Genomic DNA, 25,652 nt, shown 5'->3' on the forward strand with positions numbered 1-25,652 from the left:
GTCCCGTCAGGCCATCGGCCGCCCGATCGTTCAGTCGGCCATGATCAGGCTCATCGCCTCGGCGCGGGTCGCCACATCGCGCAGCTGACCGCGCACCGCCGACGTGATCGTCTTCGCCCCCTGCTTCCGCACCCCGCGCATGGTCATGCACATGTGCTCGCACTCGATGACCACGATCACTCCGCGCGGCTCCAGGATCTCCATCAGGGAGTCGGCGATCTGTGTGGTGAGCCGCTCCTGGACCTGCGGACGGCGGGCGAAGACATCGACCAGGCGGGCCAGCTTCGACAGCCCCGTGATCTTTCCGTCGTGCGACGGGATGTAGCCGACGTGGGCGACTCCGACGAACGGCACCAGATGGTGCTCGCAGGACGAGAGCACCTCGATGTCCTTCACCAGCACCATCTCGTCGTGGCCCAGGTCGAACGTCGTCGTGAGGACGTCCTGGGGCGTCTGCCACAGGCCCGCGAATATCTCCTTGTAGGCCCGCGCCACCCGTGCCGGGGTCTCCTTCAGGCCCTCGCGGTCCGGGTCCTCGCCGACCGCGATGAGCAGCTCGCGTACGGCGTTCTCGGCGCGCTTCTCGTCGAACTCGCCGATCGTTCCCTCGCCGTCCAGCGTCACGGGGTCGGTCATCTGTGCCTCGTTCCTGATTCCTGTGCTGGGGTCTGGAGTACGGACCCCGGACAAGCGTAAGCGGGCATGCAGAAATGCCACGCCCCCCAGGCTAACCAGGGGGGCGTGGCATTCATTCCGGGGCCCGCCGGAGCGGCGCTCCGGCGGACGGGGCCGGTCAGACCTCGGGTCGGTCCTCGGGAGCCGCGGACTTGCCGAGCTCCACGGCCTCCGCCGAGGCGGTCACCGCGGGCGTCGAGCCGTTGGCACCGTTCGTCAGTGACAGCTCCTTCGGGGAGAGCACCGGCGGGCGGGTCGACGGCGTACGCCGCGAGGAACCGGTCCACGCCGGACGAGCCGGGCGCTTCACGATCGGGGCGAAGATCTCGGCGATCTCCTCCTTGCCCAGGGTCTCCTTCTCGAGGAGGGCCAGGACGAGGTTGTCGAGGACGTCGCGGTTCTCGACCAGGATCTCCCAGGCCTCGTTGTGCGCGTTCTCGATGAGCTTCTTGACTTCCTCGTCGACGAGCGCGGCGACCTCTTCCGAGTAGTCGCGCTGATGCGCCATCTCCCGGCCCAGGAAGGGCTCGGTGTTGTCGCCGCCGAACTTGATCGCGCCGAGCCGCTCGGTCATGCCGTACTGCGTGACCATCGCGCGGGCCGTGGCCGTGGCCTTCTCGATGTCGTTCGCGGCGCCGGTCGTCGGGTCGTGGAAGACCAGTTCCTCGGCCGCGCGGCCGCCCAGCATGTACGCGAGCTGGTCGAGCATCTCGTTGCGCGTGGTCGAGTACTTGTCCTCGTCCGGCAGGACCATCGTGTAGCCCAGGGCACGGCCGCGGGACAGGATGGTGATCTTATGGACGGGGTCGGAGTTCGGCGAAGCCGCCGCGACCAGGGCGTGACCGCCCTCGTGGTACGCGGTGATCTTCTTCTCCTTGTCCGACATGATCCGGGTCCGCTTCTGCGGGCCCGCCACGACGCGGTCGATGGCCTCGTCGAGCATGTGGTTGTCGATGAGCTTCTTGTCGCTGCGCGCGGTGAGCAGCGCGGCCTCGTTGAGGACGTTGCTCAGGTCGGCGCCCGTGAAGCCCGGCGTACGACGCGCGACGGCCGCGAGATCGACGTCCGGGGCGACCGGCTTGCCCTTCTGATGGACCTTGAGGATCTCCAGACGGCCCTGCATGTCCGGGCGGTCGACGGCGATCTGCCGGTCGAAGCGGCCGGGACGCAGCAGCGCCGGGTCCAGGATGTCCGGACGGTTCGTGGCGGCGATCAGGATGACGCCGCCCTTCACATCGAAGCCGTCCATCTCGACGAGCAGCTGGTTCAGCGTCTGCTCGCGCTCGTCGTGGCCACCGCCGAGACCCGCACCGCGGTGCCGGCCGACGGCGTCGATCTCGTCGACGAAGACGATCGCCGGTGCGTTCGCCTTGGCCTGCTCGAAGAGGTCGCGGACCCGGGAGGCACCGACACCGACGAACATCTCGACGAAGTCGGAACCGGAGATCGAGTAGAACGGCACGCCGGCCTCGCCCGCGACGGCGCGCGCGAGGAGCGTCTTGCCCGTACCGGGCGGGCCGTACAGCAGCACGCCCTTGGGGATCTTGGCGCCGACGGCCTGGAACTTCGCCGGCTCCTGCAGGAACTCCTTGATCTCCTGGAGCTCCTCGACCGCCTCGTCCGACCCTGCGACGTCCGAGAAGGTCGTCTTGGGGGTGTCCTTGGTGATCAGCTTCGCCTTCGACTTCCCGAAGTTCATGACCCGGGAGCCGCCGCCCTGCATCTGATTCATCAGGAACAGGAACACGACGACGATGAGGACGAAGGGGAGCAGGGAGAGCAGGATCCCGACGAACGGGTTCTGCTTCGACGGCGTGACGGTGTAACCGTCGGGGATCTGCTTGTCCTCGAACTTGGCCTGCAGCGTCTTGGCGAGGTCGACGCCCTGGTCGCCGATGTAGCTCGCCTGGATCTTGCTGCTGCCCTGGACCTTCTGGCCGTTCTTGAGCTCGACCTTGATGGTCTGCTCGTCACCTGTGGTGAGCTTGGCCGACTGCGCCTGGTTGTCGCTGATGGCCTGGACCACCTGGCCGGTGTCCACCGTCTTGTAGCCGCCGGACGAGCCGACGACCTGCATCAACACGACCACGGCGAGGACGGCCAGCACGATCCACATGACCGGCCCACGGAAGTATCGCTTCACGTCCATCCATACGGAGCGTGGCGCCCCGTCCCTCCTGCCATAGTGAGTTGGTTGAAGTCCGCCTCAACGATCTGAGGGCTGTTCTTCAAGTCTGTTCTTCGGACGGTACCCCAGCATTGTCACCCGACGCCGCGTGGACGACCGGCAAACCCGTCCTCGCATGCTCCAACGGCGGGAGGGGCGATTCGGTTCCCGGAATTCCGCGGCGACGGGCCCGGAACGGGCCCGCCGTGCGTTATGTCGGATTCCTCCGGGCCCGGGAGGGCCCTGCGGACCCGGTGTCAGCCGCCGTAGACGTGGGGCGCCAGAGTGCCGACGAACGGAAGGTTCCGGTACTTCTCGGCGTAGTCCAGGCCATAGCCCACGACGAACTCGTTGGGGATGTCGAAGCCGACCCACTCGACGTCGATCGCGACCTTGGCCGCCTCGGGCTTGCGCAGCAGCGTGACCACCTTGAGGGAGGCGGGCTCGCGCGAGCCGAGGTTGGAGATCAGCCAGGACAGGGTCAGGCCGGAGTCGATGATGTCCTCGACGATCAGGACGTGCCGGCCCTTGATGTCGGTGTCGAGGTCCTTGAGGATCCGCACGACACCGGAGGACTGGGTGCCCGCGCCGTACGAGGACACGGCCATCCAGTCCATGGTGACGGGGGTGGACAGCGCCCGGGCGAGATCCGCCATGACCATCACGGCGCCCTTGAGGACACCCACGATCAGCAGGTCCTTGCCCGCGTATTCCGCGTCGATCTTCGCGGCCAGCTCGGCCAGCTTCGCGTCGATCTCTTCCTTGGTGATGAGCACCGACTTGAGGTCGGCACCCATGTCTTTCGCGTCCACCCGCATCACTTTCGGTCGTCCCACCGGCTGCCCGGGACCTCCGCGGCCTCTGCGGAAGGGGTCCCTCGTTCAGCCTTGCCGAATCACCAGTCTGCCACCCTGTCGCTGGGCGACGACCTTGCCGGGGAGATTGATGGCCCCCTGGCCGCGCCAGCCGGTGATCAACCGGTCGATCTCCTCGATGTGCCGGGCGAACAGCGAACCCGCAGGTGAGCCCGCTTCGATGGCGGCGCGGCGCAGGATCCGACGGCGCACGGCGGGCGGCAGCGCGTACAGCTTGGAGCACTCGAGCAGCCCTGTGGCGTCGCGCACAGTGGACTCGGCCTGGGCAGCCCAGGTGTCCAGGGCGTCGGCGTCGTCGCGGGAGAGCTGGGCCGTTCGGGCGAGCGCCTCGACGACGCCCTTGCCCAGGGCCTTCTCCAGGGCGGGCAGGCCCTCGTGGCGCAGCCGGGAGCGCGTGTACGCGGGGTCGGCGTTGTGCGGGTCGTCCCAGACGGGCAGGTGCTGGACCAGGCACGCCTTGCGGGCGGTCTGCCGGTCCAGGTGCAGGAACGGGCGGCGGTAGCGGCCCGCGGCCCCCGAGACCGCGGCCATACCGGACAGGGAGCGGATGCCGGAGCCGCGGGCGAGGCCCAGCAGGACGGTTTCCGCTTGGTCGTCACGGGTGTGGCCGAGCAGGATCGCGGCGGCGCCGTGGCGCTCTGCGGCGGCGTCCAGCGCGGCGTACCTGGCATCGCGGGCCGCGGCCTCGGGGCCGCCCGCACGGCCGACGGCGACCGCGACGGATTCGACCGGGTCGAGACGCAGGGCGGAGAGCCGCGCGACGACTTCTGCGGCGCGGAGGTCGGAGCCGGTCTGCAGACCGTGGTCGACGGTGATACCGCCGGCGCGGATGCCGAGTTTGGGGGCCTCGAAGGCGAGGGCGGAGGCGAGGGCCATGGAGTCGGCGCCGCCGGAGCACGCCACGAGGACGAGCGGGCCGGGTGCGCGGCCCGTCGCACGTACCGCGGTGCGCCGGGTGAGGTGGTGGTGTTCGTCGAGTACGTCGTGCAGGACGCGGCGGACCGCCAGGCGTATCGCCGCGACCGCAGGATGGGGACCCATGTCCGGTTCCCTTCATGAAGTTTTTCGGGGGGTGAGCCCGATTCCGGTCACTCAGAGTGTGTCGATGGTGACAGAACCGAGCCGTTCCCCGAGCATTGCACGCCTACCCACGACTCACGGTCCCTCGGACGGGTGATTGCGAGGGCGTTCTTCTGCCGTCGGCCGTATGGCGGTCATGAGTCTGCCTTACGGTGCACCCTCGCGACCCACTCCGCGGGTTTGGCGATCTCCGACTTCGTCGGCAGGGTGTTCGGCGAGGTCCAGACGCGGTTGAAGCCGTCCATGCCGACCTGGTCGACGACGGCGCGTACGAAGCGTTCGCCGTCGCGGTACTGACGCAGCTTCGCGTCCAGGCCGAGCAGCTTGCGCAGGGCCGTGTCGAGGCGGGACGCGCCGCGGGCCCGGCGCTGCTGGAACTTCTCGCGGATCTCGCCGACGGACGGCACGACGGCGGGGCCGACACCGTCCATGACGTGGTCGGCGTGGCCCTCGAGCAGTGACATCACGGCGGTCAGCCTGCCCAGGATCTCCCGCTGGGCCGGGGTCTGCACGAGCTCGACGAAGGAGCGGCCCGCGTCGTCCTCCTCGGTGTCCGGGCGGCTTCCCACGAAGCTCTGGGCCGCCTCCCTGATGCGCTCCAGGACGGTCGCGGGATCGACGTCGGTCTCGGCGAGGAAGGCCTGGATCTCGGCCTCCAGGTGGTCGCGCAGCCACGGCACGGCGGAGAACTGGGTCCGGTGGGTCTCCTCGTGCAGGCACACCCAGAGCCGGAAGTCGTGCGGCTCCACGTCCAGCTCGCGCTCGACGTGGACGATGTTGGGGGCCACGAGGAGCAGGCGGCCGCCGCCGTTCTCGCCTGCCGGGAGGTCGCGGCTGGCCGGGGCGAAGGTCTCGTACTGGCCGAGCACGCGGGAGCTCAGGAACGACAGCAGCATGCCGAGTTCGACTCCGGTGACCTTGCCGCCGACCGCGCCGAGGACGGCGCCGCCCGGCGAGCCGCCGCGCCGCTCCTGCATCTTCTCCAGCAGCGGCTTGAGGATTTCCCTGAAGCCCGCGACGTTCGCCCGGACCCAGCCGGGGCGGTCCACGACCAGCACCGGGGTGTCATGGGTGAGGTCGCCTCCCATGCGGGTGAACGCCCGGACGTGTTCCTCCGAGGCCTTCGCGTGGCGGCGCAGCTCCGCGACGACGGCGCGTGCCTCGTCGCGGCTCACCTCGGGACCCGGCCGCACGAGCCGCGTCGCGGTCGCCACCGCGAGATTCCAGTCGACCATCTCGGCACCACCGATGCTCGTCATGCGTCAACGGTACGTGCTGATTCCCTCCGGGGGAGGGGCTCGACAAGCACCTGGGGCGCCCGGTGCGCCGGGAGCGGACCGGATCGGTCGCGGGGCCGTGCCCACCCGTTCCCGCCCCGGCGGGACGAGCGCCCTCGGCGGCAGGCGTCCACGGGCCGTCCGGGGCGGGGCCGCGGGTCAGTGGCAGCCGCAGGTGGTGAGGGTGGTGGAGAGGTGGTCCAGGGTCGCCTGCGTGGTCGCGGGGGTCGTCGAGCCCGCGGTGAGGAAGGCGAACAGGAGCTGGCGGCCGTCGGCGTCCACCAGAGTGCCGGCCAGGGTGTTCACGCCGGTCAGGGTGCCCGTCTTGGCGCGGACCAGCCCCGTGCCGGCGGCGTCCCCCTTGCTGGCGTAACGATTCGCCAGAGTGCCGGTGAACCCGGCCACGGGCAGGCCGGTGAGGACGGGACGGAGCTCCGGGTGCGCCGGGTCCGCGGCGCGGGCGAGCAGCGAGGTGAGGAGGTTCGCCGTCAGCCGGTCGTCACGGTTCAGTCCGCTGCCGTCCGCGAACGCCGCCCCCGCCAAGGGGAGCTTCAGCGCCTTGAGTTGTCCGCGCACGGCCCGTCCTCCGCCCTCGAAGCTCGCCTGCTCCTTCGAGGCCAGCGCCACCTGCCGGGCCAGCGCCTCCGCGATGTCGTTGTCGCTGTGCGTGAGCATGCGCTCGACCAGGTCGGCCAGCGGCGGAGAGGAGACCGAGGCCAGAGGGGCGGCCGAACCCGGCGCCCTGCCCGGCGCGACCGTGGTGCCGGCCTCGACACCGCGCTCCTTCAGCAGGCCCGCGAACGTGCGTGCCGCGTCCCCGGCCGGGTCCGCGCTCCTCGGCGCGGGACCGCTCGAGGAGGTGTTCAGCCGGCCCTCGTCGGTCTCCAGCGCGCTGACCGGCGCGAGGTTCTCGTTGGGGCCGATGGGGTGCAGGAGCGGCCCCGCGTACAGCGAGGCGTCGTAGGAGACGGTGACCTTGCCGGCGTGCCGTGCCTTGAGCTCGCTCGCCGTCCGGTCCGCCAGCACCCGCAGGCTCGCGTTCCCCTGTGCGTCCTTGTGCGCGGTGAGCGTCGGGTCGCCCCCGCCGACCAGGACGACCTTGCCGGGGTCGGCGAGGACGGTGCGGGTGGTGAGCCGGTGGTCCGGGCCGAGCGCGGACAGGGCCGCCGCGGCCGTGGCCAGCTTGGTCGTCGACGCGGGTGTCAGCGCCGTGTCCGCGTCCTTGCCGTAGATCTGCTCCCCGGTCGCCGCGTCGACGACCGCCGCGCTGCGCTGCGAGCCGAGCGAGGGGTCCTTCAGGAGCGGATCGAGCAGGGCGGCGAGCCCGGAACCGGTCGGCACCGCGCCGGAAGGGGTCGGCGCCCCCAGCGCGACGAGCACGGCAGGGGCGCTCGACGTGGTGTCGGGCGCCTCCCGGGACGTACCGCCGGACCGGCCGTGGGCCGCGTCCCCCGCGTGATCTGCGCCACCTCCGAGGCCGCTCCCGGCCTCCTGGCCGGCCGCCCAGTCGCGCTCGGCCTTCCGCTGCCCCGAGGCGTCCCAGGGGCCCGCCAGGGCTGCCGCGGCGGCCGCCACGACCAGCCCGACCACCGCCGCCCCGGCCGTGACCTGCCGCGTTCCGAGATTCGTCAGCCGTACCGCGGGCCGTTTGACCAGCTGCCGGGCGCGGGGCCCGGTCAGCTGCTCGACGAGCCCGCGAAGCCGCGCACCCGGCTCAGGCTCGGGCAGCTCTGCCACGACCACCAGCCCCTTTCGCGATCACACACCTGCGTGAGGGACACTTAATCACTGCGTCTTGCCGTGGCACGGCACCCCGGTGGGTCCGGTCGGATGATCCGTCCGGAATCCAAGATTCCGGAGTCCGAGGTTCCGGCATCCGGATCCGGGGCCACACCCGGGACCGGTCGACGGCAGACGCAGCCTGTGGCCGCCCCTCGGGAGGACGCAGCGTTACCCGAATCATGTGATGATCATGGAGGAGCCACCGGTGGAGTTCGACGTCACGATCGAGATCCCCAAGGGGTCGCGGAACAAGTACGAGGTGGACCACGAGACCGGTCGTATCCGCCTGGACCGTCGGCTCTTCACGTCCACCAGCTACCCGGCCGACTACGGCTTCGTCGAGAACACCCTCGGCGAGGACGGCGACCCGCTGGACGCGCTGGTGATCCTGGACGAGCCGACCTTCCCCGGTTGCCTCATCCAGTGCCGCGCCATCGGCATGTTCCGCATGACGGACGAGGCCGGCGGCGACGACAAGCTGCTGTGCGTCCCGGCGCACGACCCGCGCGTGGAGCACCTGCGCGACATCCACCACGTGTCGGAGTTCGACCGCCTGGAGATCCAGCACTTCTTCGAGGTCTACAAGGACCTGGAGCCCGGCAAGTCCGTCGAGGGCGCCAACTGGGTCGGCCGCACCGAGGCCGAGGTCGAGATCGAGCGTTCCTACAAGCGCTTCAAGGAGCAGGGCGGTCACTGACCTCCCCGCGCCACCCGGGACCTCGCGGTCCCACGGAAACGGGCCGTGCTCCCCTGGCCAGGGGTGGCGCGGCCCGTCGGCGTATCCCTGCGCATACTGGGCGTACCGAGGGTGCGTGCGGGTAGATCGAGCCGTACGAGCCGGTCGAGTCGTACGAGGAGTGAGGCGGGGATAGAGCCGTGGGTGAGCCGGAGGCGGAGGACCGCAAGCCGCAGTCGGACGAGGCACGCAGCGCCTTCACCCAGCCGTCGGGCGTGGAGGTGCCACAGCCCGCCGGGCCCGAGGACGAGTCGCAGACGACGTCCGAGTTCACGCTCCCCCAGGGCGTGCCGGTGCCCCAGGGCGTCCCCCAGGAACCGGAGGGCTCGGCGTTCAGCCCCCCGAAGACGTACCGGAGCAGTGAGTCGCCGCCCGCGTTCACGCCGCCGTCGGGCATCCCGACGGTACGGTTCGCCGAGGAGGCTCCCTGGCAGGACCGGATGCGCACGATGCTGCGCATGCCGGTGGCCGAGCGCCCGGCGCCGGAGCCCCTGCAGAAGCACGAGGACGAGGGCCCGGCGATCCCGCGCGTGCTGGACCTGACGCTCCGTATCGGCGAGCTGCTGCTCGCGGGCGGCGAGGGCGCCGAGGACGTCGAGGCCGCCATGTTCGCGGTGTGCCGCAGCTACGGCCTCGACCGCTGCGAGCCGACCGTCACCTTCACGCTGCTGTCGATCTCGCACCAGCCGTCGCTGGTGGACGACCCGGTGACCGCGTCACGGACGGTGCGCCGCCGGGCCACCGACTACACGCGGCTCGCGGCCGTGTACCGGCTGGTGGACGACATCAGCTCCCCGGACGTCCAGGTCTCCCTGGAGGAGGCGTACCGGCGCCTGGCGGAGATCCGACGGAACCGGCACCCGTACTCGACATGGACGCTGACCGCCGCCACCGGTCTGCTCGCGGGCGCGGCCTCGGTGCTCGTCGGCGGTGACTGGCTGGTGTTCATCGCGGCGGCCGTCGGCGCCATCCTCGGCGACCGGCTGGCCTGGCTGTGCGCGGGGCGCGGGCTGCCGGAGTTCTACCAGTTCACGGTGGCCGCGATGCCGCCGGCTGCGATGGGCATCGCGCTGACGCTCGCGGAGGTCGACGTACGGGCGTCCGCGGTGATCACCGGTGGGCTCTTCGCGCTGCTGCCGGGGCGGGCGCTGGTGGCGGGCGTGCAGGACGGCCTGACCGGCTTCTACATCACCGCGTCGGCGCGTCTGCTGGAGGTCATGTACTTCTTCGTCGGCATCGTCACGGGCGTCCTGCTGATCCTGTACTTCGGGGTGAAACTGCACGCCCCGCTGAACCCCGACGCGGCCCTGCACACCGTGCAGCGGCCAGGGGTGCAGATCCTGGCGTCGATGGCCCTGTCGCTGTGCTTCGCGATCATGCTCCAGCAGGAGCGCTCGACGGTGCTGTGGGTGACGCTGAACGGCGGGATCGCCTGGTCGGTGTACGGCGCGATGCACTACGTGGGCGGACTGTCCCCGGTCGCGTCGACGGCCGTCGCGGCCGGCCTGGTGGGCCTGTTCGGGCAGCTGCTGTCCCGCTACCGGTTCGCGTCCGCACTGCCCTATGTGACGGCGGCGATCGGGCCGCTGCTGCCCGGTTCGGCGACGTACTTCGGGCTGCTGTCGATCGCGCAGAACAACGTGGACAAGGGCCTGGTGTCGCTCAGCCAGGCCGCCGCGCTGGCGATGGCCATCGCGATCGGCGTGAACCTGGGGTCGGAGATCTCGCGGCTGACCCTGAGGGTGCCGGGCGCGGCGGGGCGCCGCGCGGCCAAGCGGACGCGCGGCTTCTGATCTGCGGGGTACGGCGCGGAGCGGCGCCGAGACCCGGGGGCCGGCCGGGGGGGGGAGGACGGGCGGCCGACGGTGCCCGGGACGGGGACGGGCGGTCGATGGCGCCCGGGACGGGCGGTCGATGGCGCCCGGGACCGGCGCGAGGGACGCGCGGCCGACAGCGAGCGGGACGAGCGCGCGGTCAGCGCTTGGCGTGCCGTCCGCGGCCCGCGGGGGCGGCCGGCGCGGAGCCCTCCTCCACGGCGGCCTCCTTCCTGGCCTTGCCCCGTGCCCGCAGGAACTCGATCGCGATCGGGACCACCGACACGAGGACGATCAGGATCAGGATCAGCTCGATGTTCTTGTGGACGAACTCGACGTTGCCGAGCCAGGAGCCGAGCAGGGTCACGCCCGCGCCCCACAGGACGCCGCCGATGATGTTGAAGGTGATGAACGAGCGGTACCGCATGCCGCTGACGCCCGCGATGATCGGCGTGAAGGTACGCACGATGGGCACGAAGCGCGCCAGGACCAGGGACTTCGGGCCGTACTTCTCGAAGAACTCGTGCGCCTTGACCACGTTCTCCTGCTTGAAGAGGCGGGAGTCGGGACGGCTGAAGAGCGAGGGGCCCACCTTCTTGCCGAAGAGGTACCCCGCCTGGTCGCCGAGGATCGCGGCGAGGCAGATCAGGGCGATGGCCGCCCACAGCGGGAAGTCCATGGTGCCCGCGGTGATCAGCAGACCACAGGTGAACAGCAGCGAGTCGCCCGGCAGGAAGAAACCGATGAGCAGGCCAGACTCCGCGAAGACGATCAGGAGCAGGCCCCAGATGCCGAACGTGTCCAGGAGGTGGTTCGGGTCCAGCCAGCTCGGTCCGAGGGCAAGCGTCGTCACGGTTCCGGGCTCCTGAGGGATATGGGTGGGGCGATACGGCGTCCAGTCGGCCAAACGTATCAACGCCAGGAGACAGCTCCGGGTTCCAGGGCGAGGCTGGGGCGTGGGTTCTCCGGCGGGCAGACCTCGGGAGGTGGCTGCGCATGGGCATCGACGACTACGGCGGCGGTACGGGTCCGCAGGCCGACGTGCTGGTCGTGACGACGAACGACGTCCCCGGATACCGGGTCGACCAGGTCATCGGGGAGGTGTTCGGGCTCACAGTCCGTTCCCGGCATCTGGGCAGCCAGATCGGCGCCGGTCTGAAGTCGATGATCGGCGGCGAGCTGAAGGGGCTCACCAAGACGCTCGTGCAGACCCGCAACCAGGCCATGGAACGGCTCGTGGAGCAGGCTCGCGCGAGGGGCGCCAACGCGGTCCTGATGTTCCGCTTCGACGTGTCCGAAGCCGCGGACGTCGGCACCGAGGTGTGCGCCTACGGCACGGCAGTCGTGATCAGCAGGGCGTGACCCCCCGCGGCGGCTTCGCGACGCGCCGGTGTGACACCACCCGTGTCACACCGGCGCCGCATCGTCGGCAGCGGCCCCGGCACACCGAGCGTCGCGTCCGGCACGGGCACCGCTTCCCCGACAGGCCGAGCACCGTGTCCTCGGCACGGCCGCCCCGGCACACCGGCACCGCTCTCCCGGGTACGTCCCCCGTGCTGACGCCCCACGTCGCGTGAGCTGCGGGTGCGGCTTACGGTGGGGCCTGTCCGCGTCGCCTCCGGTGCGCCCGGCACCGGGGCCGTGCCCATCACGGTCGGAGGCTGCTTCCCATGCCGCTCCACAAAGGTTCCGCCACTACAGACGAACGTCCCGCTACCGTCAACCCGTTCTTCGGGGAGGCGGATCCGACCGTCGAGATGACACAGGCTCCGCCCAAGACCCGGCTGCCGGACGGGGCGCTGCCGCCCTCCACGGCGTATCAGCTGGTGCACGACGAGCTGATGCTGGACGGCAACTCCCGCCTCAACCTAGCCACGTTCGTCACCACGTGGATGGAACCCGAGGCCACCCTGCTGATGGGTGAGTGCCGCGACAAGAACATGATCGACAAGGACGAGTACCCGCGCACCGCCGAGCTGGAACGGCGCTGTGTGGCGATGCTCGCGGACCTGTGGAACGCCCCGGACCCGTCGGCCGCCGTGGGCTGTTCGACGACCGGGTCGAGCGAGGCCTGCATGCTCGCCGGCATGGCGCTCAAGCGCCGCTGGATGCAGCGGAACGCCGACCGCTATCCGTCCCGCGACGCCCGCCCCAATCTGGTCATGGGCGTCAACGTCCAGGTGTGCTGGGACAAGTTCTGCAACTTCTGGGAGGTGGAGGCCCGGCAGGTGCCGATGGAGGGGGACCGCTTCCACCTCGATCCGCAGGCGGCGGCCGACCTCTGCGACGAGAACACGATCGGTGTGGTCACCGTCCTCGGCTCGACGTTCGACGGGTCGTACGAGCCGGTGGCGGAGGTCTGCGCTGCGCTGGACGACCTCCAGCAGCGCACCGGGCTGGACATCCCGGTGCATGTGGACGGCGCGTCCGGTGCGATGGTGGCGCCGTTCGTGGACGAGGACCTCGTATGGGACTTCCGGCTGCCGCGGGTGTCGTCGATCAACACGTCGGGGCACAAGTACGGCCTGGTCTACCCGGGTGTCGGCTGGGCCCTGTGGCGGTCCACGGCCGAACTGCCGGAGGAGCTGGTGTTCCGGGTGAACTACCTCGGCGGCGACATGCCGACGTTCGCACTGAACTTCTCGCGGCCGGGCGCCCAGGTGGTCGGCCAGTACTACACGTTCCTGCGACTGGGCCGGGAGGGCTTCCGGGCGGTCCAGCAGACCACCCGGGACGTGGCGACGGGGCTCGCCAAACGCGTCGAGGCGCTCGGGGACTTCCGGTTGCTGACGCACGGCGACGAGCTGCCGGTGTTCGCCTTCACGACGACGCCCGACATCACCTCGTACGACGTGTTCGACGTGTCCCGGCGGCTGCGCGAGAGCGGCTGGCTGGTGCCCGCGTACACCTTCCCCGCCAACCGCGAGGACCTGTCCGTGGTGCGGGTGGTCTGTCGCAACGGCTTCTCGTCGGACCTGGCGGACCTGCTGCTCGAGGACATGACCCGGCTGCTGCCCGAACTGCGCCGCCAGTCGCATCCGCTGACCCGCGACAAGGAGGCGGCGACCGGGTTCCACCACTGAGCCCGGCCGGCCGCCGAGCGGCGGCGGGCGCGCGCTCCCCGGGCCTGTCCCCCGACCCGGACCGCAGGCCGGGTCGGGGACAGGCCCTCCGGGCGCCGGGCCCCCGGCCGTCCGTCAGCCCCGGGCCTCCTCGTCGACCAGCTCGAAGGCCGTCCTGCCGTCCAGTGACTCGCGGATGATGTCGGCATGCCCGGCGTGCCGGGCGGTCTCCTCGACGAGATGGAGCATCAGCCATCGCATGGACACGGCCCCGTCCTTGGGGAACCAGGGGGCCGGGGGCAGCGGGAAGGTGTCGTCCAGGCTGGGCACCGACCGGATGAACTCCTCGGTCTCCTTGACCACCTGGTCCCAGAAGGCCAGCACCCCGGCCAGGGTCTCCCCCTCGACGATGCGGAAGCTGTCGTTCCAGGTCTCTTCGGTGCGCGCCTTCTCGTTGGGCCGCTGCTGGGCCATCCGCAGCCAGTTCAGCTCCACCTCGGCGACGTGCTTCACCAGACCGCCCAGCGAGAGCTCGCTCGCGCTGGGCTTCTGCGCCGCCTGGGCGTCGGTCAGCCCGAGCACGGACCGCCTGAGGCCGCCGCGCTGCGCCTCGACGAAGGCCAGCAGAGCGCCGCGCTCGTCTCCGTGCGCCTCGGCAGGAACGTGGGTAACCATGGGGGCCGCCTTTCGCTGTCGCCGTTTCGGTACCCACAACGCTACGGGCCATTGCGGTCAGATCCTGTCCGCAAGGGAAGGGTGGCCGGAGAGCCCGGTCAGAGGGCGAACCGGCTCCGCCCGTGCTGCACCGAGATCCACTTCTGGGTGGTGAAGGCGTCCACGGACGCCTCGCCGTTCAGCCGCCCCAGGCCGGACAGCTTCTCGCCGCCGAAGGGCACCAGCGGATCGTCGTGCACGGTGCCGTCGTTGACGTGCATCATCCCGGTCTCGACGCGCCGTGCGAACATCACGCCGCGCTCGGCGTCGGCGGTGTGGACGGCGCCGCTCAGCCCGTACGGGGTGTCGTTCGCGATGCGTACGGCCTCCTCCTCGCCGTCGAAGGGCACGAGCAGCGCGACCGGGCCGAAGATCTCCTGACGGAGCAGGGGCGAGTCGGCCGGGAGGCCGGTGAGGACGGAGGGCTCGACGAGGTTGCCGACGGTCCGGCCGCGTACCAGGGCGGTGGCGCCCTCGGCGATGGCCTGGTCGACGAGGGCGGTGAGCGCGTCCGCCTGGGAGGCGTTGATGACGGGACCGATCTGGGTACCGGGATCACGCGGGTCGCCGGTCCTCAGGGCCCGCACCCGGGCGGTGAACTTCTCCGTGAACTCCTGCTCCACGGCACGGTCCACGAGGATGCGGTTGGCGGCCACGCAGACCTGGCCCTGGAAGGCGAACCGGCTGAACACGGCGGCGTCGACCGCGTAGTCCACATCCGCGTCGTCGAGGACGACCAGCGCGCTGTTGCCGCTGAGCTCCAGGACCGCCCGCTTGAAGTGGCTCGCCGACACGGCGGCCACATGACGGCCGACCCGGTCGGAGCCGGCGAAGGAGATCACCTTCGGCACGGGGTGCTCCAGAAGCGCGTCGCCGATCTCCGCGATGTCGGTGACCAGGACGTTCAGCAGCCCGGCGGGCAGGCCCGCGTCCTCGAAGATCTTGGCGATCAGACCGCCGCCGACGACGGGTGAGTTCTGGTTGGGCTTCACGACCACGGCGTTGCCGAGCGCGAGCGCCGGGGCCACGGACTTGAGGGTCACCAGGAAGGGGAAGTTGAAGGGGCTGATGACGGCGACGACGCCGACCGGCAGCCGGTAGACGCGGCTCTCCCTGGCGTCGGACGGCGAGGGCACGATCTGCCCGTCGGGACGCATCGCCAGCTGCATCGCCTCGCGCAGGAACTCCTTGGCGAGCCGCACCTCGTACCGCGCCTTGACGTAGGTACCGCCGAGTTCGTCGACGATCGCCTCGACTATCTCGTCCTCGCGCTGCTCGGTGATGCGGAGCGCACGCTCGACGACGGCCCGTCTGGTGTAGGCGCCGGCGGCGGCCCACGGCTTCTGGGCGCGCTCGGCCGCGCGGTAGGCGGCGTCGACCTCGGCCCTGGTCGCGACGGTCAGCGCCGCGAGCTTCTCGCCGTTGTACGGGTTGAAGTCGATGATGTCCCAGGAGCCGCTGCCGGTCCGCCACTCGCCGTCGATGTACTGGTGGGCCAGGTCGGTGAAGAAGGACATTCGATCCCCTATTGCAGAGGGCAAGCCGAGCGCGGAGCCTGATGAGACGTCATCGTACTTCTGTTTCAAGCCAGTTGGGGCGGCCTTCAAGCATCGTCCGGGACCGGCCGTCACGGGGCGGTCAGGACAGCTGCAGCAGGCCGCGCAACAGGTCACGGGTCTGTTCCGGCCCCGGGCTGTCCTCCTGGAGGCGCTCCATGACCGTTGCGTACTGCGCCACTTCCTCGCGTTTGTCGACGTAGAGGGCGCTGGTGAGCTGTTCCAGATAGACGACGTCCGAGAGGTCGGACTCGGGGAAGCTGAGCATCGTGAAGGCCCCGCTCTCGCCCGCGTGCCCGCCGAAGCTGAACGGCATCACCTGGAGCCTCACGTTCGACCGCTCGGACACGTCGATCAGATGCTGGAGCTGACCGCGCATCACCTGCCGGTCGCCGTACGGGCGGCGCAGCGCGGCCTCGTCCAGCACGACGTGGAAGGCCGGGGCGCGCTCGGAGACCAGTATCTTCTGCCGCTCCAGGCGCAGCGCCACGCGCCGGTCGATGTCGGCCCGGCTCGCACCGCGCATGCCCCGCGAGACCACCGCATGGGCGTACGCCTCGGTCTGCAGCAGTCCGTGCACGAACTGCACCTCGTACACGCGGATCAGCGAGGCCGCGCCCTCCAGGCCTACGTAGGTCTGGAACCAGCCCGGCAGCACGTCCGAGTAGCTGTGCCACCAGCCCGCGACGTTCGCCTCCTTGGCAAGGGCGAGCAGTGCGCCGCGTTCGGCCTCGTCCGTGACGCCGTACAGGGTCAGCAGATCCTCGACGTCCCTCGCCTTGAAGCTCACCCGTCCCAACTCCATGCGGCTGATCTTGGATTCGGAGGCGCGGATGGAGTACCCGGCCGCCTCACGGGTGATGCCTCGCGTTTCGCGCAGTCGCCTGAGCTGTGAGCCCAGCAGGATGCGCCGCACCACCGAGCCGCCCCCAGAGTTGAGCATCTGGGGGGAACCCCACGACTCCCCTGCGGTCACTTCCTCATTCCTCCCCAACGCGTCTCCAGGGGCCGAAGTCTGCCATTAAAACGCTCCGGCCCGTACTCGTTCGGTTACAGAAACGGAGATACTTCGGAACGATCTCGCAAGCTCCCCACAAGAAGTCCCGGGAAGAAATCGGCAATAAGCGCCACGGGTTCGTCCATTCCCGGCACGTGCACGTGCATCTGCCCTTGCATCTGCTGTGGCCATTCGGAACCATGGTCCGCGCACCACCGCAGCACCGCAGGATCGCTACGGCCGCGAATCACGGGAGTGCCTCGCATGGGGACGAATGGATCGACCATGCTCGAGCCGTTACGGCAGGGGCTTCCGCCACTCGACCCCGAGGCCGTCACCAGTGCCGCGTCGTGCGCTCTGCCCGCCCGTTACGAAGCGGTGCGCGAGGCACGGCAGTTCACCAGATCGACGCTCCGCGACTGGCACCAGGACGCACACTTCGACGACGTCTGCCTGGTCGTCTCCGAACTCGTCACCAACGCGCTGCGCCATGCGCTGCCCGCGGAGGCCGGGCACGCGGGCGGACAGCAGGAGGCACCGGTCCGGCTGCACCTCATGCACTGGACCTCGCGACTGGTGTGCGCCGTGCGCGATCCCAGCGACGACAGTCCGGTGGCCGGCGAGTCCGACGACTTCGCGGCGGAGTCGGGCCGCGGACTGTTCCTGGTGGACTCGTTCAGCGACAGCTGGGGCTGGCACCCTCTCGCGGGCCGGCCGCACGGCAAGGTCGTGTGGGCCCTGTTCCGCCTCCAGGACGACTGAAGGCGGAACACGCCCTCACGCATGTCGGATGTCTACGCGCGTTGTTACGCGTAGACATCGGAGGACTACGTTCAGCCACCCGCGATCAGGTGGTCGAACTCTCCGTCCTTGATCCCGAGGAGCATCGCCTCGATCTCGGCCCGCGTGTAGACGAGCGCGGGCCCGTCGGGAAAGCGCGAGTTGCGCACGGCCACGTCTCCGCCGGGCAGCTTCGCGAACTCCACGCAGGACCCCTGCGAATTACTGTGCCGGCTCTTCTGCCAGGCCACTTCGTGCAGCTCCGTGAGCTCCGTGGCCGCCATGCCGTTGTACACGTCATGCACTGGTCGCTCCCCGGTGATGCAGTCGCTGATGTGGCCTTTGTGCCGCACTGGTCAACGCGAGTGGTCAGGTCAATGCAGTGGTCAACTGTCCGGGATCATAGCTGTGTTCACATGCCGGTGCATGAACAGATGCACCCGCAGATGCACGTGCACGCGCAGTGCTCCTACGACTACAGGGTCCATCGATCCCCCGTCACCTGCCCCGGAGCGCGCATGACATGCGAACGCCACCCCCCCGTCCATGGTCCGCGGGCCATCGGCTGCGCCGGTTCGCCGGACCGAATCCCCCGTGCACCAGAGAGAGACGCGTCGCACGCCCGTGGTGTTCCAGGGTCCGCTTAATGAACGGGCGCGCCGGACGCGCCGGGCGCACCGCCCGGACCCGAGGCGGGCCTCCCGCAGCACCGTCGGACGATGCGCGAGGCCGGGGGCGTCGCGCCGCGACGTGGCCGGCGAGCCCGCGAGCGGGGTGGTCGACGGCTCCTGAGCGGGGCGGTCGGCGGACTCCTGAGCGCGGCGGTCGGCGGGCAGCCGAGCGGGCCGGGATCCCGTCGGCGCAGCGGTCGCGGCGCTCCCCCGAGTCCGCGTGGGGTGCGCAACCACCTCAAAACCTGACACTCTCCCTCGTATCCTTGCCGCGTGAGCTGGCTCCGGGCGTTGAAGGAGACCGCGCGATCGGGGCTGTCCGTCGAGCGGAAGCGTCTCGAACCCCTCATCGCGCTGCGCGCCACCGCGGGTCTGGCGCTGGTGATCGCGGTGACCCTGTGGGCGTTCGGGCCCGCCGTCGCGGCGAGTTCGGCGTTCGGTGCCTTCCAGGCCGCCATCGCCACCTTCCAGCGCAGCTGGCGCCCCCGCCCGGAACTCGCACTGGCCTCCGGCGCGAGCCTCGCCGTCTCCACGTTCGTCGGCTATCTCACCGTCTCGCACCTGATCCTCTTCCTCGCCCTGCTCGCCCTGTGGACCTTCGTGTCCGGGCTGAGCTGGGCCGTGGGCCCCACGGCCGGCATCATCGTGTCCTCGAACGTCGCGATGATGCTGGTCACGGTCACTTTGCCGACCTCGGTCGGCCAGGCCGCGGGCCACGCCGCGATGATGATCGTCGGCGGCCTGGTGCAGGCCGCGCTGGTGGTGCTCTTCCCGGTACGCCGCTGGGGCGCGCACCGCGACGCGCTGGCCGACGCCCTGGCCGCCGAGGCGGACTACGCGCGCCGGCTGCGCCACGACCCGGTCGCGCCCTTCGACCCGGCACCCTTGATGGAGGCACGCGACGCGGCCACGGTCACCGCGCGCCAGGCCCGCAGCCGGCCCGCCGAACTCCACGGTGCGCGCGGCGTCGCGGAACGCATCCGGCCCGTACTCGCCTCGCTCGCCGACCCGGCGGTCGGGGTCCCGGAGGAGGGCCCGGAACGCACCCGGGTCCACGAGCTCCTGGCCGCCGCCGGCACCATCCTCGATGCGGCGGCCCGCGCGATCCGGCACGGAGAACCGATTCGTCTGCCCTCGGCGGCGATCGCCACCTTCCGGACCCCGGACACCGGCTCCATCCTCACGGGACCCGCGTACCGCGCCGCCGCACGTCTCGGGGCGCTGCTGACGGACGTCCTGGAGACGGCGGATCCCTCGGCCCACGGCGCCACCGGTCTCGGCGGCCGCGGCGCGGTCACCGCCGATGCGACGGTCATCACCGCTGCCACGCCCACCGGCCGCGCCACGGACGGCGAGCCCGGCGCGGGTGCCGGTCATGCCACGGGTACCGGCATCGACGCGAGTGCCGGTCATGCCGCGGACACCGACGCCGACGCAAGCGCCGCCCCCGACGTGGGTGCGGGTCTCGGCGCGAGTGCCGTCCCCGACGCGGGTACCGCCGTTGCCGCATCCGGGCGCGATCGTTCCGCCCGCGGGCCGGGCGGGCTCACCGCGCTCCCCGCAGCGGGCGGGCGCCTCGCCGCCGACGCCGCCGTGGACGCCTCACCTCTCCGCCAGGGCACCGAGATCACACCGGACGCCCCCGGCCGATGGCCGACCGGCCTGCTCCTGCGCGTCCGGCTGCTCGGGCGGGCGGGACCACGGGCGGCCGCACGGCTCACGGCCCCCGGTGACCCGGGCCCCGAGGGCGGCGGCCCGGGCCTGAGGCTCCGCCCGAGCCTCTGGCACCTCGCTCCGGTGGCCGCCCGGAGCATCCGCAAGGAGCTGCACCACGACTCCCCGGTGCTGCGCCACGCCTACCGCGTGACGGCGGTCGCGACCACCGGCTATCTCCTGGGCACCCTGCTCCCCCTCGGCCACGCCTACTGGGCGCCCCTCGCCTCGGTGATGATCATGCGCCCGGACTTCTCCCAGACGTACTCACGCGCCGTGGCCCGATTCGCCGGCACCCTCGTCGGAGTCACCGTGGCCACCGGAATCGTCCGGCTGGCCTCGCCGACCACCGACCTCTCGGCGGTCCTGGCCGTCCTCTCCGCGGGAACGATGTACCTGCTCATGCGCACCGGCCAGATCGCGGCCCAGGCCGCCATCGCCGCGTACGTCGTCTTCCTGCTCGGGATGGCCGGTGAGCAGTGGACGCAGACCGTTCCCGAACGCGTCCTGCTCACCCTCATCGGCGGCCTGCTCGCGATGCTCTCGTACGCGGTCTACCCCGCGTGGGAGACCCCGCGGCTGCGCACGCGGCTCGCCGATTCCCTGATCGCGGTGGGCCGTTACGCCGCCACGGTCGTCGAGCACTACGCCGAACCGGTCGGCAAGGACGCGCCGGACGTGCGCGAGGCGCTGCTCGCCGGGCGTACCGCCCGTGCCGCCTGGCACGCGGCTGTCGCGAGGGCCCGGGACGAACCCGTACGGCACCGCGGCCTGTCACGCGCCGCCGCCGAGGACGCCGGGGACGCGCTCGGCCAGGTGGGCCGGGCCGCGATGCTGCTGGAGGCGCATCTGCCGGAGCGCGGCGCCCCGCCCGTGCCCGGGGCGGCGCGGCTCGCTGCCGCCCTGCGCGCGGCGACGGAGCAGGGCGCCAAGGCGGTGCGGGAACGCCGCGTGCCGCGCTGGGACCCGCTGCGGGACGTCGTCGACGACTGGGACCGGCTTCCCCCGGGCGCGCCGGACGGGGTCGTGGGCAAGGGGGCGCGCATGCTGCTGGACGCACTGGACGCACTGTCCGACGCACTGGACGTGACGTCGGAGCCGATGACGGTGGACGGCACCGAAAGCCGCGTGCGGCACGCCTGATGGCACCCCTCGGATCGGACCCGGGTCAGCCCCGGCCCGGGCCGGATCGGTCCTGGCCCGAGCCGGTTCGGTGCCGGCCGGATCGGCCCCGGCCGGGGAAGGACACCCCGCTCGGCCCAGGCCCGGGAAGGGCGCCTCGCTCAGCCCCGGCCCGGGAAGGGCGCCCGCGATCGGCCCTGCCCCGGGAAGGGCGCCCCATTGTTCTCAGGACTGCGGGAGCCCCGCGGTCGGCAGACCCTCCGGGAGCTTGCCGTCCTTCGTCTTCCGGTAGGTCTCGTCGCCGAAGCCCTCCCAGGACACCTTCAGGGTCGTGGCGTCGACGGACGTGACCTTGCCCATGCCGCGGCCGCCGTTGTCGAGCTTGCCGTCCTTGGTGCACTTGAGGTCGATCATCCGCATGCCCATCTCGTCGCCGGCCGTGCCGCTGCACACGGTGCCGCCGCTCTCGAACAGGCCGGCCTTCTTCCCGGTGACGACCAGGGCGACGGCCTTGCCGTGGGTCGTGGCGACCCAGCTGCCCTCCAGGGTGTCGCCCTTGGCGCCCTCGCCCGGCGTGGCGGACGGGCTCTTCGCGCCACCGGCGCCGGCCGAGGAGCCGCTGTCGGCGCCCTTGTCCTTGCCGCTGTCACTGCTGCAGCCGGTGAGCGCGAGCGCGGCGGCAAGTCCCACGGCCGCGACGGCCAGCCGGGCCCTCTTGGGCGTGGACGGAACAGAAGTCACTGAGGTCACCGAAGTCCCCCTACGGTCCTGGTGTTGCTGACGGCCCGCAGCAAGCTACCAGCACGCCCCGCCGATGCCGGAGACCGATCGTCCGTACATCGGTCTCCGTGCGCGCTTCCACCACGGGACTTTCACGCATCGGGCACGAGTCACGCGCCCCTCTTGAAAATGGGATTCGTTTTCGTTATGGTGTCGCCATGGCTCGCAACGAACTCCGTCCCGTCATCAAGCTCCGGTCCACCGCCGGGACCGGCTACACGTACGTGACCCGCAAGAACCGGCGGAACGACCCCGACCGCCTCACACTCCGCAAGTTCGACCCGGCCGCCGGGCGCCACGTCGCGTTCCGCGAGGAGCGCTGACACCGGCGGCGGAGCACCGGCACCACAGCGGGGCGCCGGCACCGAGGCAGGCACCCCGGCAGGACAGCAGCCGACAAGGAAGGCACCGACATGAAGTCCGGAATCCACCCCGCGTACGGCCCCGTCGTCTTCCGCGACAAGGCCGCCGACTACGCCTTCCTCACACGGTCGACCGCCACCGGCGACAGGACGGTCGAGTGGGAGGACGGCAACACCTATCCCGTCATCGACGTGGAGATCTCCGCCGCGAGCCACCCCTTCTACACGGGAACCGCCCGCGTTCTGGACACCGCCGGCCGGGTGGAGCGCTTCGAGCAGCGCTACGGCCGCAGGAAGAACCGCTGATCAGCGCGCACGCCGCCGCGGCGGCACCTCCGGGGTGCCGCCCGGGGCGGGCCTCAGGGTCGCGCGGTCGGCGGCCGACGTGCCGTCGGTCCAGCCGGCCGCGTCGGTCACCCCGCGCAGGCGGGTCGTGACCGTCTCGGGGAACATCCGCTCGGCGTGGTCGGCGACGGCCACGTCCCGGGCGGCGAGCACCGGCAGCAGGTCACGCTCCGCCTCCGCGGCACCGGCCTCGGTCACGCTCTCTACGACCGCCGCCAGCCGGTCGCCCACGCGATGCGCGTACGCGGCCAGGAAGGACTGCCGGAAGGTCTTCGTGCGCTTGCGGCCGCCCGCCCGCTGCGCGGCCTCCGCGCGGGTCATGGCGTGCGTGCCCTGCACCAGCAGCGAGGTGTAGAGCAGTTCGACGGCCTCCAGGTCGGCCTCGAAGCCGACCACCGTCGAGAAGCCGAACGCGCTGTTCCACACCGCACGGCACCGGTTCACCGACGCCACCGCGTCCAGGAGCACCGCCTTGGCCTGCTCGTAGGGGGCGTCGATGCCGATCCGGCAGGCGCCGGGCCGGTCCGTGGCATGCGTCCGTGCGGCGAGCAGCGCCTCGTCGACGGTGTGCCGCGCCATCAGCTCCTGTGCCTTGGCGCTCAGCGCCTCGGCCTCCTCGGGGAAGGTCGTCGCCTCCGCCTTCGCCAGCAGCGCCCTGATCCGGGCCAGCATGCGCGGCTCGCCCGCCACGGGCGGCGGCAGCGCATCGCCGGGCGCGGGACCGACCGGCTCGACCGACGGCAGCCGCGCCAGCAGCCGGTACAGCTCCAGCACCGCCGTCGCGTGCGTGAAACGGTCCGTGCGCGGCACCTCTCCGTCGAGCTCGGCGAGCTGCGCGTCCCAGCGCGGTGGCAGCCTGTCGTACCGCGCCGTCTCGTCCCGTATCGCCCGGGCCGCGAGGCGTACGTGCGTCTCGTCCAGGTCGCGGCGCACCAGCCGTACGACATCGGCGGGCTGCCAGCCCCGCTGCCACGCCGCGCGGACGAACTCGGCGCCCCGCAGGGCCAGCTCGGCGTCCGCACCCGGATCGGCGGCGAGCAGGGACGCACCCGTGTCGAGCCCCGTGCTGTCGCCCGGGCCGCCGTACAGGGCGGCGGCGAACGCCCACTGAACCGTCGTCCCGTCGTCCCCGCTCATGCCTAGACCATAGACGCCGCACCCCACGGCGCCGCAGGGCAGCCTTCCGCCCCTCCCCCGCGGCACCTCCCGCCCCGGACGACCCGTGCGGGGGGCGCGGCGCCGTGCGCGGAACACCCTGCTCACCGGCCGGCGGGCGTTGTCGGTGCCGGCTGCCAGACTCGTTTCCGTGACCGAACGGTGGGCGCTGACGCCGACCGAGGGTGGCGGGGCCCGGCTCGTCGCCCTCGGGGACGGCGGGCTGCCCCGGGGGGAGGTCCACGAGGAGCCGAGCCTGGTGGAGGCGGTGCGTTCCCGGCCCCATGTCACCCGCTGGGTGTGGCGCTCGACCGCCGAGATCTACCCCCAACTGCTCGCGGCAGGGGTGCGGGTCGACCGGTGCTACGACATCGAGGACGCCGAAACCCTGCTGCTCGGCCATGAGGGACGGCTCGGCGAGCCGCACTCCGCGGCCGCCGCCCTCGCCCGCCTCCGCGGCACCGCCGTGCCCCCCGACCCGCCGCAGCGCGCGGCCACGCCCGGCGCGCAGTCGCCGCTCTTCGAACCGCGCCCCGCGGAGGTACCCCTCGAATCGCTCGTCGAGGTGTACGCCGAGCAGCAGCGACGGCACGACGCGACCGCCCGTCCCGGCCGGATGCGGCTGCTGACCGCGGCCGAGTCGGCCGGGATGCTGATCGCCGCCGAGATGAACGCGACCGGGCTGCCCTGGAGCGCCGAAGTGCACCGCGCGGTGCTCCACGAGCTGCTCGGCGAGCGCTACGCGGGCGGGGGCGAGCCGCGGCGCCTGGCCGAGCTGGCTGACGAGGTGTCCCGGGCCTTCGGGCGCCGGGTGCGGCCCGAGCTGCCGGCGGACGTGGTGAAGGCGTTCGCGCAGGCCGGGATCAAGGTGAGCTCGACCCGCAAGTGGGAGATCGAGTCGGTCGACCACCCGGCCGTGACACCGCTGCTCGAGTACAAGAGGCTCTACCGCATCTGGGTGGCGCACGGCTGGTCGTGGCTCGGCGACTGGGTCAGGGACGGCCGGTTCCGGCCCGAGTACCTGCCGGGCGGCACCGTCACCGGGCGGTGGGTGACCAACGGCGGCGGTGCGCTGCAGATCCCGAAGGTCATCCGCCGTGCCGTCGTCGCCGACCCCGGCTGGCGGCTCGTCGTGGCGGACGCCGACCAGATGGAGCCGCGCGTCCTCGCCGCGATCTCCCGCGACCCGGGCCTGATGGAGGTCGCGGGCCGGGAGACGGACCTGTACCAGTCGGTGTCGGACCGGGCGTTCGCCGGCGACCGGGCGCAGGCGAAGCTCGCCGTGCTCGGGGCGATCTACGGACAGACGTCGGGCGACGGCCTGAAGAACCTCGCCCTGCTGCGCCGCCGCTTCCCGCGGGCCGTCGCCTACGTCGACGACGCGGCGCGGGCCGGCGAGGAGGGCCGGCTCGTGCGGACCTGGCTGGGGCGCACCTGTCCCCCGGCGGCGGCCGCCGGCGGCTCCTCCGGGGACGAGGCGGGGCTCCCGCAGGAGGAGCGGCCGGCGGCCGCGGAGGACGGGGACGGCGGCTGGGTGCCGGGCTACGCGTCGAGCAACTCCCGCGCACGAGGCCGCTTCGCGCGCAACTTCGTCGTCCAGGGCAGCGCCGCCGACTGGGCGCTGCTCATGCTGGCCGCGCTGCGCCGCACCTGCACCGAGCAGCGGCTCGCCGCCGAACCGGTGTTCTTCCAGCACGACGAGGTCATCGTGCACTGCCCCGAGGAGGAAGCCGGGACGGTCGCCGCCGCGATACGCGAGGCGGCGGACCTCGCGGGCCGCCTCACCTTCGGCGAGACCCCGGTCCGCTTTCCGTTCACGACGGCGGTGGTGGAGTGCTACGCCGACGCGAAGTAGCCGAGCGGCGGACGGCGGCTCGGCGGTCCGTGGCCGGCCCGGCGGTCGGCGGTCGGCGGTCGGCGGTCGGCGGTCGGCGGTCGGCGGTCGGCGGTCGGCGGTCGGCGGTCGGCGGTCGGCGGTCGGCGGTCGGC

Annotated in this window: 21 protein-coding genes and 1 pseudogene; 9 read left to right on the forward strand and 13 right to left on the reverse strand. The window is 71.8% G+C overall.

Translation table 11 applies throughout. The annotated features are described in order from the left end of the window. Positions 1-30: 30 nt before the first annotated feature. The 6 genes from folE to dacB all read right to left on the reverse strand — a co-directional run bounded on the left by folE (position 31) and on the right by dacB (position 7,802). Positions 31-636 carry a GTP cyclohydrolase I FolE gene (gene folE / locus ACWCP6_RS17640; RefSeq protein ID WP_450933358.1) on the reverse strand — a complete coding sequence of 202 codons (606 nt, stop codon included), beginning with the start codon at positions 634-636 and terminating at the stop codon, positions 31-33. Between the two features lie 157 nt (positions 637-793). Continuing rightward, complete coding sequence (gene ftsH / locus ACWCP6_RS17645; protein WP_450933359.1) at positions 794-2,824, reverse strand: ATP-dependent zinc metalloprotease FtsH; 2,031 nt, start codon at positions 2,822-2,824, stop codon at positions 794-796. 275 nt (positions 2,825-3,099) lie between these two features. Beyond that, positions 3,100-3,660 (reverse strand): hypoxanthine phosphoribosyltransferase, encoded by a 561-nt coding sequence (gene hpt / locus ACWCP6_RS17650; RefSeq protein ID WP_450933502.1) that lies wholly within the window; start codon positions 3,658-3,660, stop codon positions 3,100-3,102. Positions 3,661-3,723: 63 nt separating this feature from the next. After that, the gene (tilS, locus tag ACWCP6_RS17655; protein WP_450933360.1) at positions 3,724-4,758 is read right to left on the reverse strand and encodes a tRNA lysidine(34) synthetase TilS; all 1,035 of its coding nucleotides are present in this window, start codon (positions 4,756-4,758) and stop codon (positions 3,724-3,726) included. A gap of 173 nt (positions 4,759-4,931) precedes the next feature. Then, positions 4,932-6,056: a zinc-dependent metalloprotease gene (locus ACWCP6_RS17660; RefSeq protein WP_450933361.1), complete on the reverse strand. Its 1,125-nt coding sequence runs from the start codon at positions 6,054-6,056 to the stop codon at positions 4,932-4,934. A 177-nt stretch (positions 6,057-6,233) separates the two neighbouring features. Then, complete coding sequence (gene dacB, locus ACWCP6_RS17665) at positions 6,234-7,802, reverse strand: D-alanyl-D-alanine carboxypeptidase/D-alanyl-D-alanine endopeptidase (RefSeq protein WP_450933503.1); 1,569 nt, start codon at positions 7,800-7,802, stop codon at positions 6,234-6,236. A 259-nt stretch (positions 7,803-8,061) separates the two neighbouring features. On the opposite strand from dacB, the gene ACWCP6_RS17670 reads away from it, so the two are divergent. Together ACWCP6_RS17670 and ACWCP6_RS17675 are read left to right on the forward strand one after the other, a co-directional pair. Then, positions 8,062-8,553, forward strand: coding sequence for an inorganic diphosphatase (locus ACWCP6_RS17670; RefSeq protein ID WP_450933504.1), 492 nt, complete (start codon positions 8,062-8,064; stop codon positions 8,551-8,553). Positions 8,554-8,732: 179 nt separating this feature from the next. Beyond that, on the forward strand, positions 8,733-10,385 hold the full coding sequence (locus tag ACWCP6_RS17675; RefSeq protein ID WP_450933362.1) for a threonine/serine exporter family protein: 1,653 nt from the start codon (positions 8,733-8,735) through the stop codon (positions 10,383-10,385). 202 nt (positions 10,386-10,587) lie between these two features. Here ACWCP6_RS17675 and ACWCP6_RS17680 read toward each other — a convergent pair. Then, positions 10,588-11,259, reverse strand: a pseudogene (locus ACWCP6_RS17680) (DedA family protein); the annotation flags it as partial. A 143-nt stretch (positions 11,260-11,402) separates the two neighbouring features. Here ACWCP6_RS17680 and ACWCP6_RS17685 point away from each other — a divergent pair. After that, on the forward strand, positions 11,403-11,768 hold the full coding sequence (locus ACWCP6_RS17685) for a YbjQ family protein (RefSeq protein ID WP_450933363.1): 366 nt from the start codon (positions 11,403-11,405) through the stop codon (positions 11,766-11,768). 308 nt (positions 11,769-12,076) lie between these two features. Continuing rightward, complete coding sequence (locus tag ACWCP6_RS17690) at positions 12,077-13,489, forward strand: glutamate decarboxylase (protein ID WP_450933364.1); 1,413 nt, start codon at positions 12,077-12,079, stop codon at positions 13,487-13,489. Positions 13,490-13,603: 114 nt separating this feature from the next. Here ACWCP6_RS17690 and ACWCP6_RS17695 read toward each other — a convergent pair whose 3' ends face one another. The 3 genes from ACWCP6_RS17695 to ACWCP6_RS17705 all read right to left on the reverse strand — a co-directional run bounded on the left by ACWCP6_RS17695 (position 13,604) and on the right by ACWCP6_RS17705 (position 16,714). After that, positions 13,604-14,143 (reverse strand): DinB family protein, encoded by a 540-nt coding sequence (locus ACWCP6_RS17695; protein ID WP_450933365.1) that lies wholly within the window; start codon positions 14,141-14,143, stop codon positions 13,604-13,606. A gap of 98 nt (positions 14,144-14,241) precedes the next feature. Next, the gene (locus tag ACWCP6_RS17700; protein WP_450933366.1) at positions 14,242-15,699 is read right to left on the reverse strand and encodes an aldehyde dehydrogenase family protein; all 1,458 of its coding nucleotides are present in this window, start codon (positions 15,697-15,699) and stop codon (positions 14,242-14,244) included. Between the two features lie 121 nt (positions 15,700-15,820). After that, positions 15,821-16,714, reverse strand: coding sequence for a helix-turn-helix domain-containing protein (locus ACWCP6_RS17705; RefSeq protein ID WP_450933367.1), 894 nt, complete (start codon positions 16,712-16,714; stop codon positions 15,821-15,823). 306 nt (positions 16,715-17,020) lie between these two features. On the opposite strand from ACWCP6_RS17705, the gene ACWCP6_RS17710 reads away from it, so the two are divergent. Next, positions 17,021-17,497, forward strand: a complete 477-nt coding sequence (locus tag ACWCP6_RS17710; protein WP_450933368.1) for an ATP-binding protein — start codon at positions 17,021-17,023, stop codon at positions 17,495-17,497. A 71-nt stretch (positions 17,498-17,568) separates the two neighbouring features. Here ACWCP6_RS17710 and ACWCP6_RS17715 read toward each other — a convergent pair whose 3' ends face one another. Then, entirely contained in the window at positions 17,569-17,820 is a 252-nt protein-coding gene (locus ACWCP6_RS17715; RefSeq protein ID WP_450933369.1) for a DUF397 domain-containing protein, read from the reverse strand. 639 nt (positions 17,821-18,459) lie between these two features. Here ACWCP6_RS17715 and ACWCP6_RS17720 point away from each other — a divergent pair. Continuing rightward, positions 18,460-21,042, forward strand: coding sequence for an FUSC family protein (locus tag ACWCP6_RS17720; RefSeq protein WP_450933370.1), 2,583 nt, complete (start codon positions 18,460-18,462; stop codon positions 21,040-21,042). A 204-nt stretch (positions 21,043-21,246) separates the two neighbouring features. On the opposite strand, the gene ACWCP6_RS17725 is transcribed toward ACWCP6_RS17720, so the two are convergent. After that, positions 21,247-21,762, reverse strand: coding sequence for a hypothetical protein (locus ACWCP6_RS17725; RefSeq protein ID WP_450933371.1), 516 nt, complete (start codon positions 21,760-21,762; stop codon positions 21,247-21,249). Between the two features lie 197 nt (positions 21,763-21,959). Between ACWCP6_RS17725 and rpmG the strand changes: the two genes are divergently transcribed. Both rpmG and ACWCP6_RS17735 read left to right on the forward strand, forming a co-directional pair. Beyond that, positions 21,960-22,124, forward strand: coding sequence for a 50S ribosomal protein L33 (gene rpmG / locus ACWCP6_RS17730; RefSeq protein ID WP_450933372.1), 165 nt, complete (start codon positions 21,960-21,962; stop codon positions 22,122-22,124). 90 nt (positions 22,125-22,214) lie between these two features. Beyond that, positions 22,215-22,469 (forward strand): type B 50S ribosomal protein L31, encoded by a 255-nt coding sequence (locus ACWCP6_RS17735; protein ID WP_450933373.1) that lies wholly within the window; start codon positions 22,215-22,217, stop codon positions 22,467-22,469. Here ACWCP6_RS17735 and ACWCP6_RS17740 read toward each other — a convergent pair whose 3' ends face one another. Then, positions 22,470-23,645: a DUF2786 domain-containing protein gene (locus ACWCP6_RS17740; protein WP_450933374.1), complete on the reverse strand. Its 1,176-nt coding sequence runs from the start codon at positions 23,643-23,645 to the stop codon at positions 22,470-22,472. A gap of 169 nt (positions 23,646-23,814) precedes the next feature. Here ACWCP6_RS17740 and ACWCP6_RS17745 point away from each other — a divergent pair, with 169 nt between their 5' ends. Then, entirely contained in the window at positions 23,815-25,518 is a 1,704-nt protein-coding gene (locus ACWCP6_RS17745; RefSeq protein ID WP_450933375.1) for a bifunctional 3'-5' exonuclease/DNA polymerase, read from the forward strand. Positions 25,519-25,652: the final 134 nt, after the last annotated feature.

Source organism: Streptomyces sp. NPDC002004 (assembly GCF_053593975.1).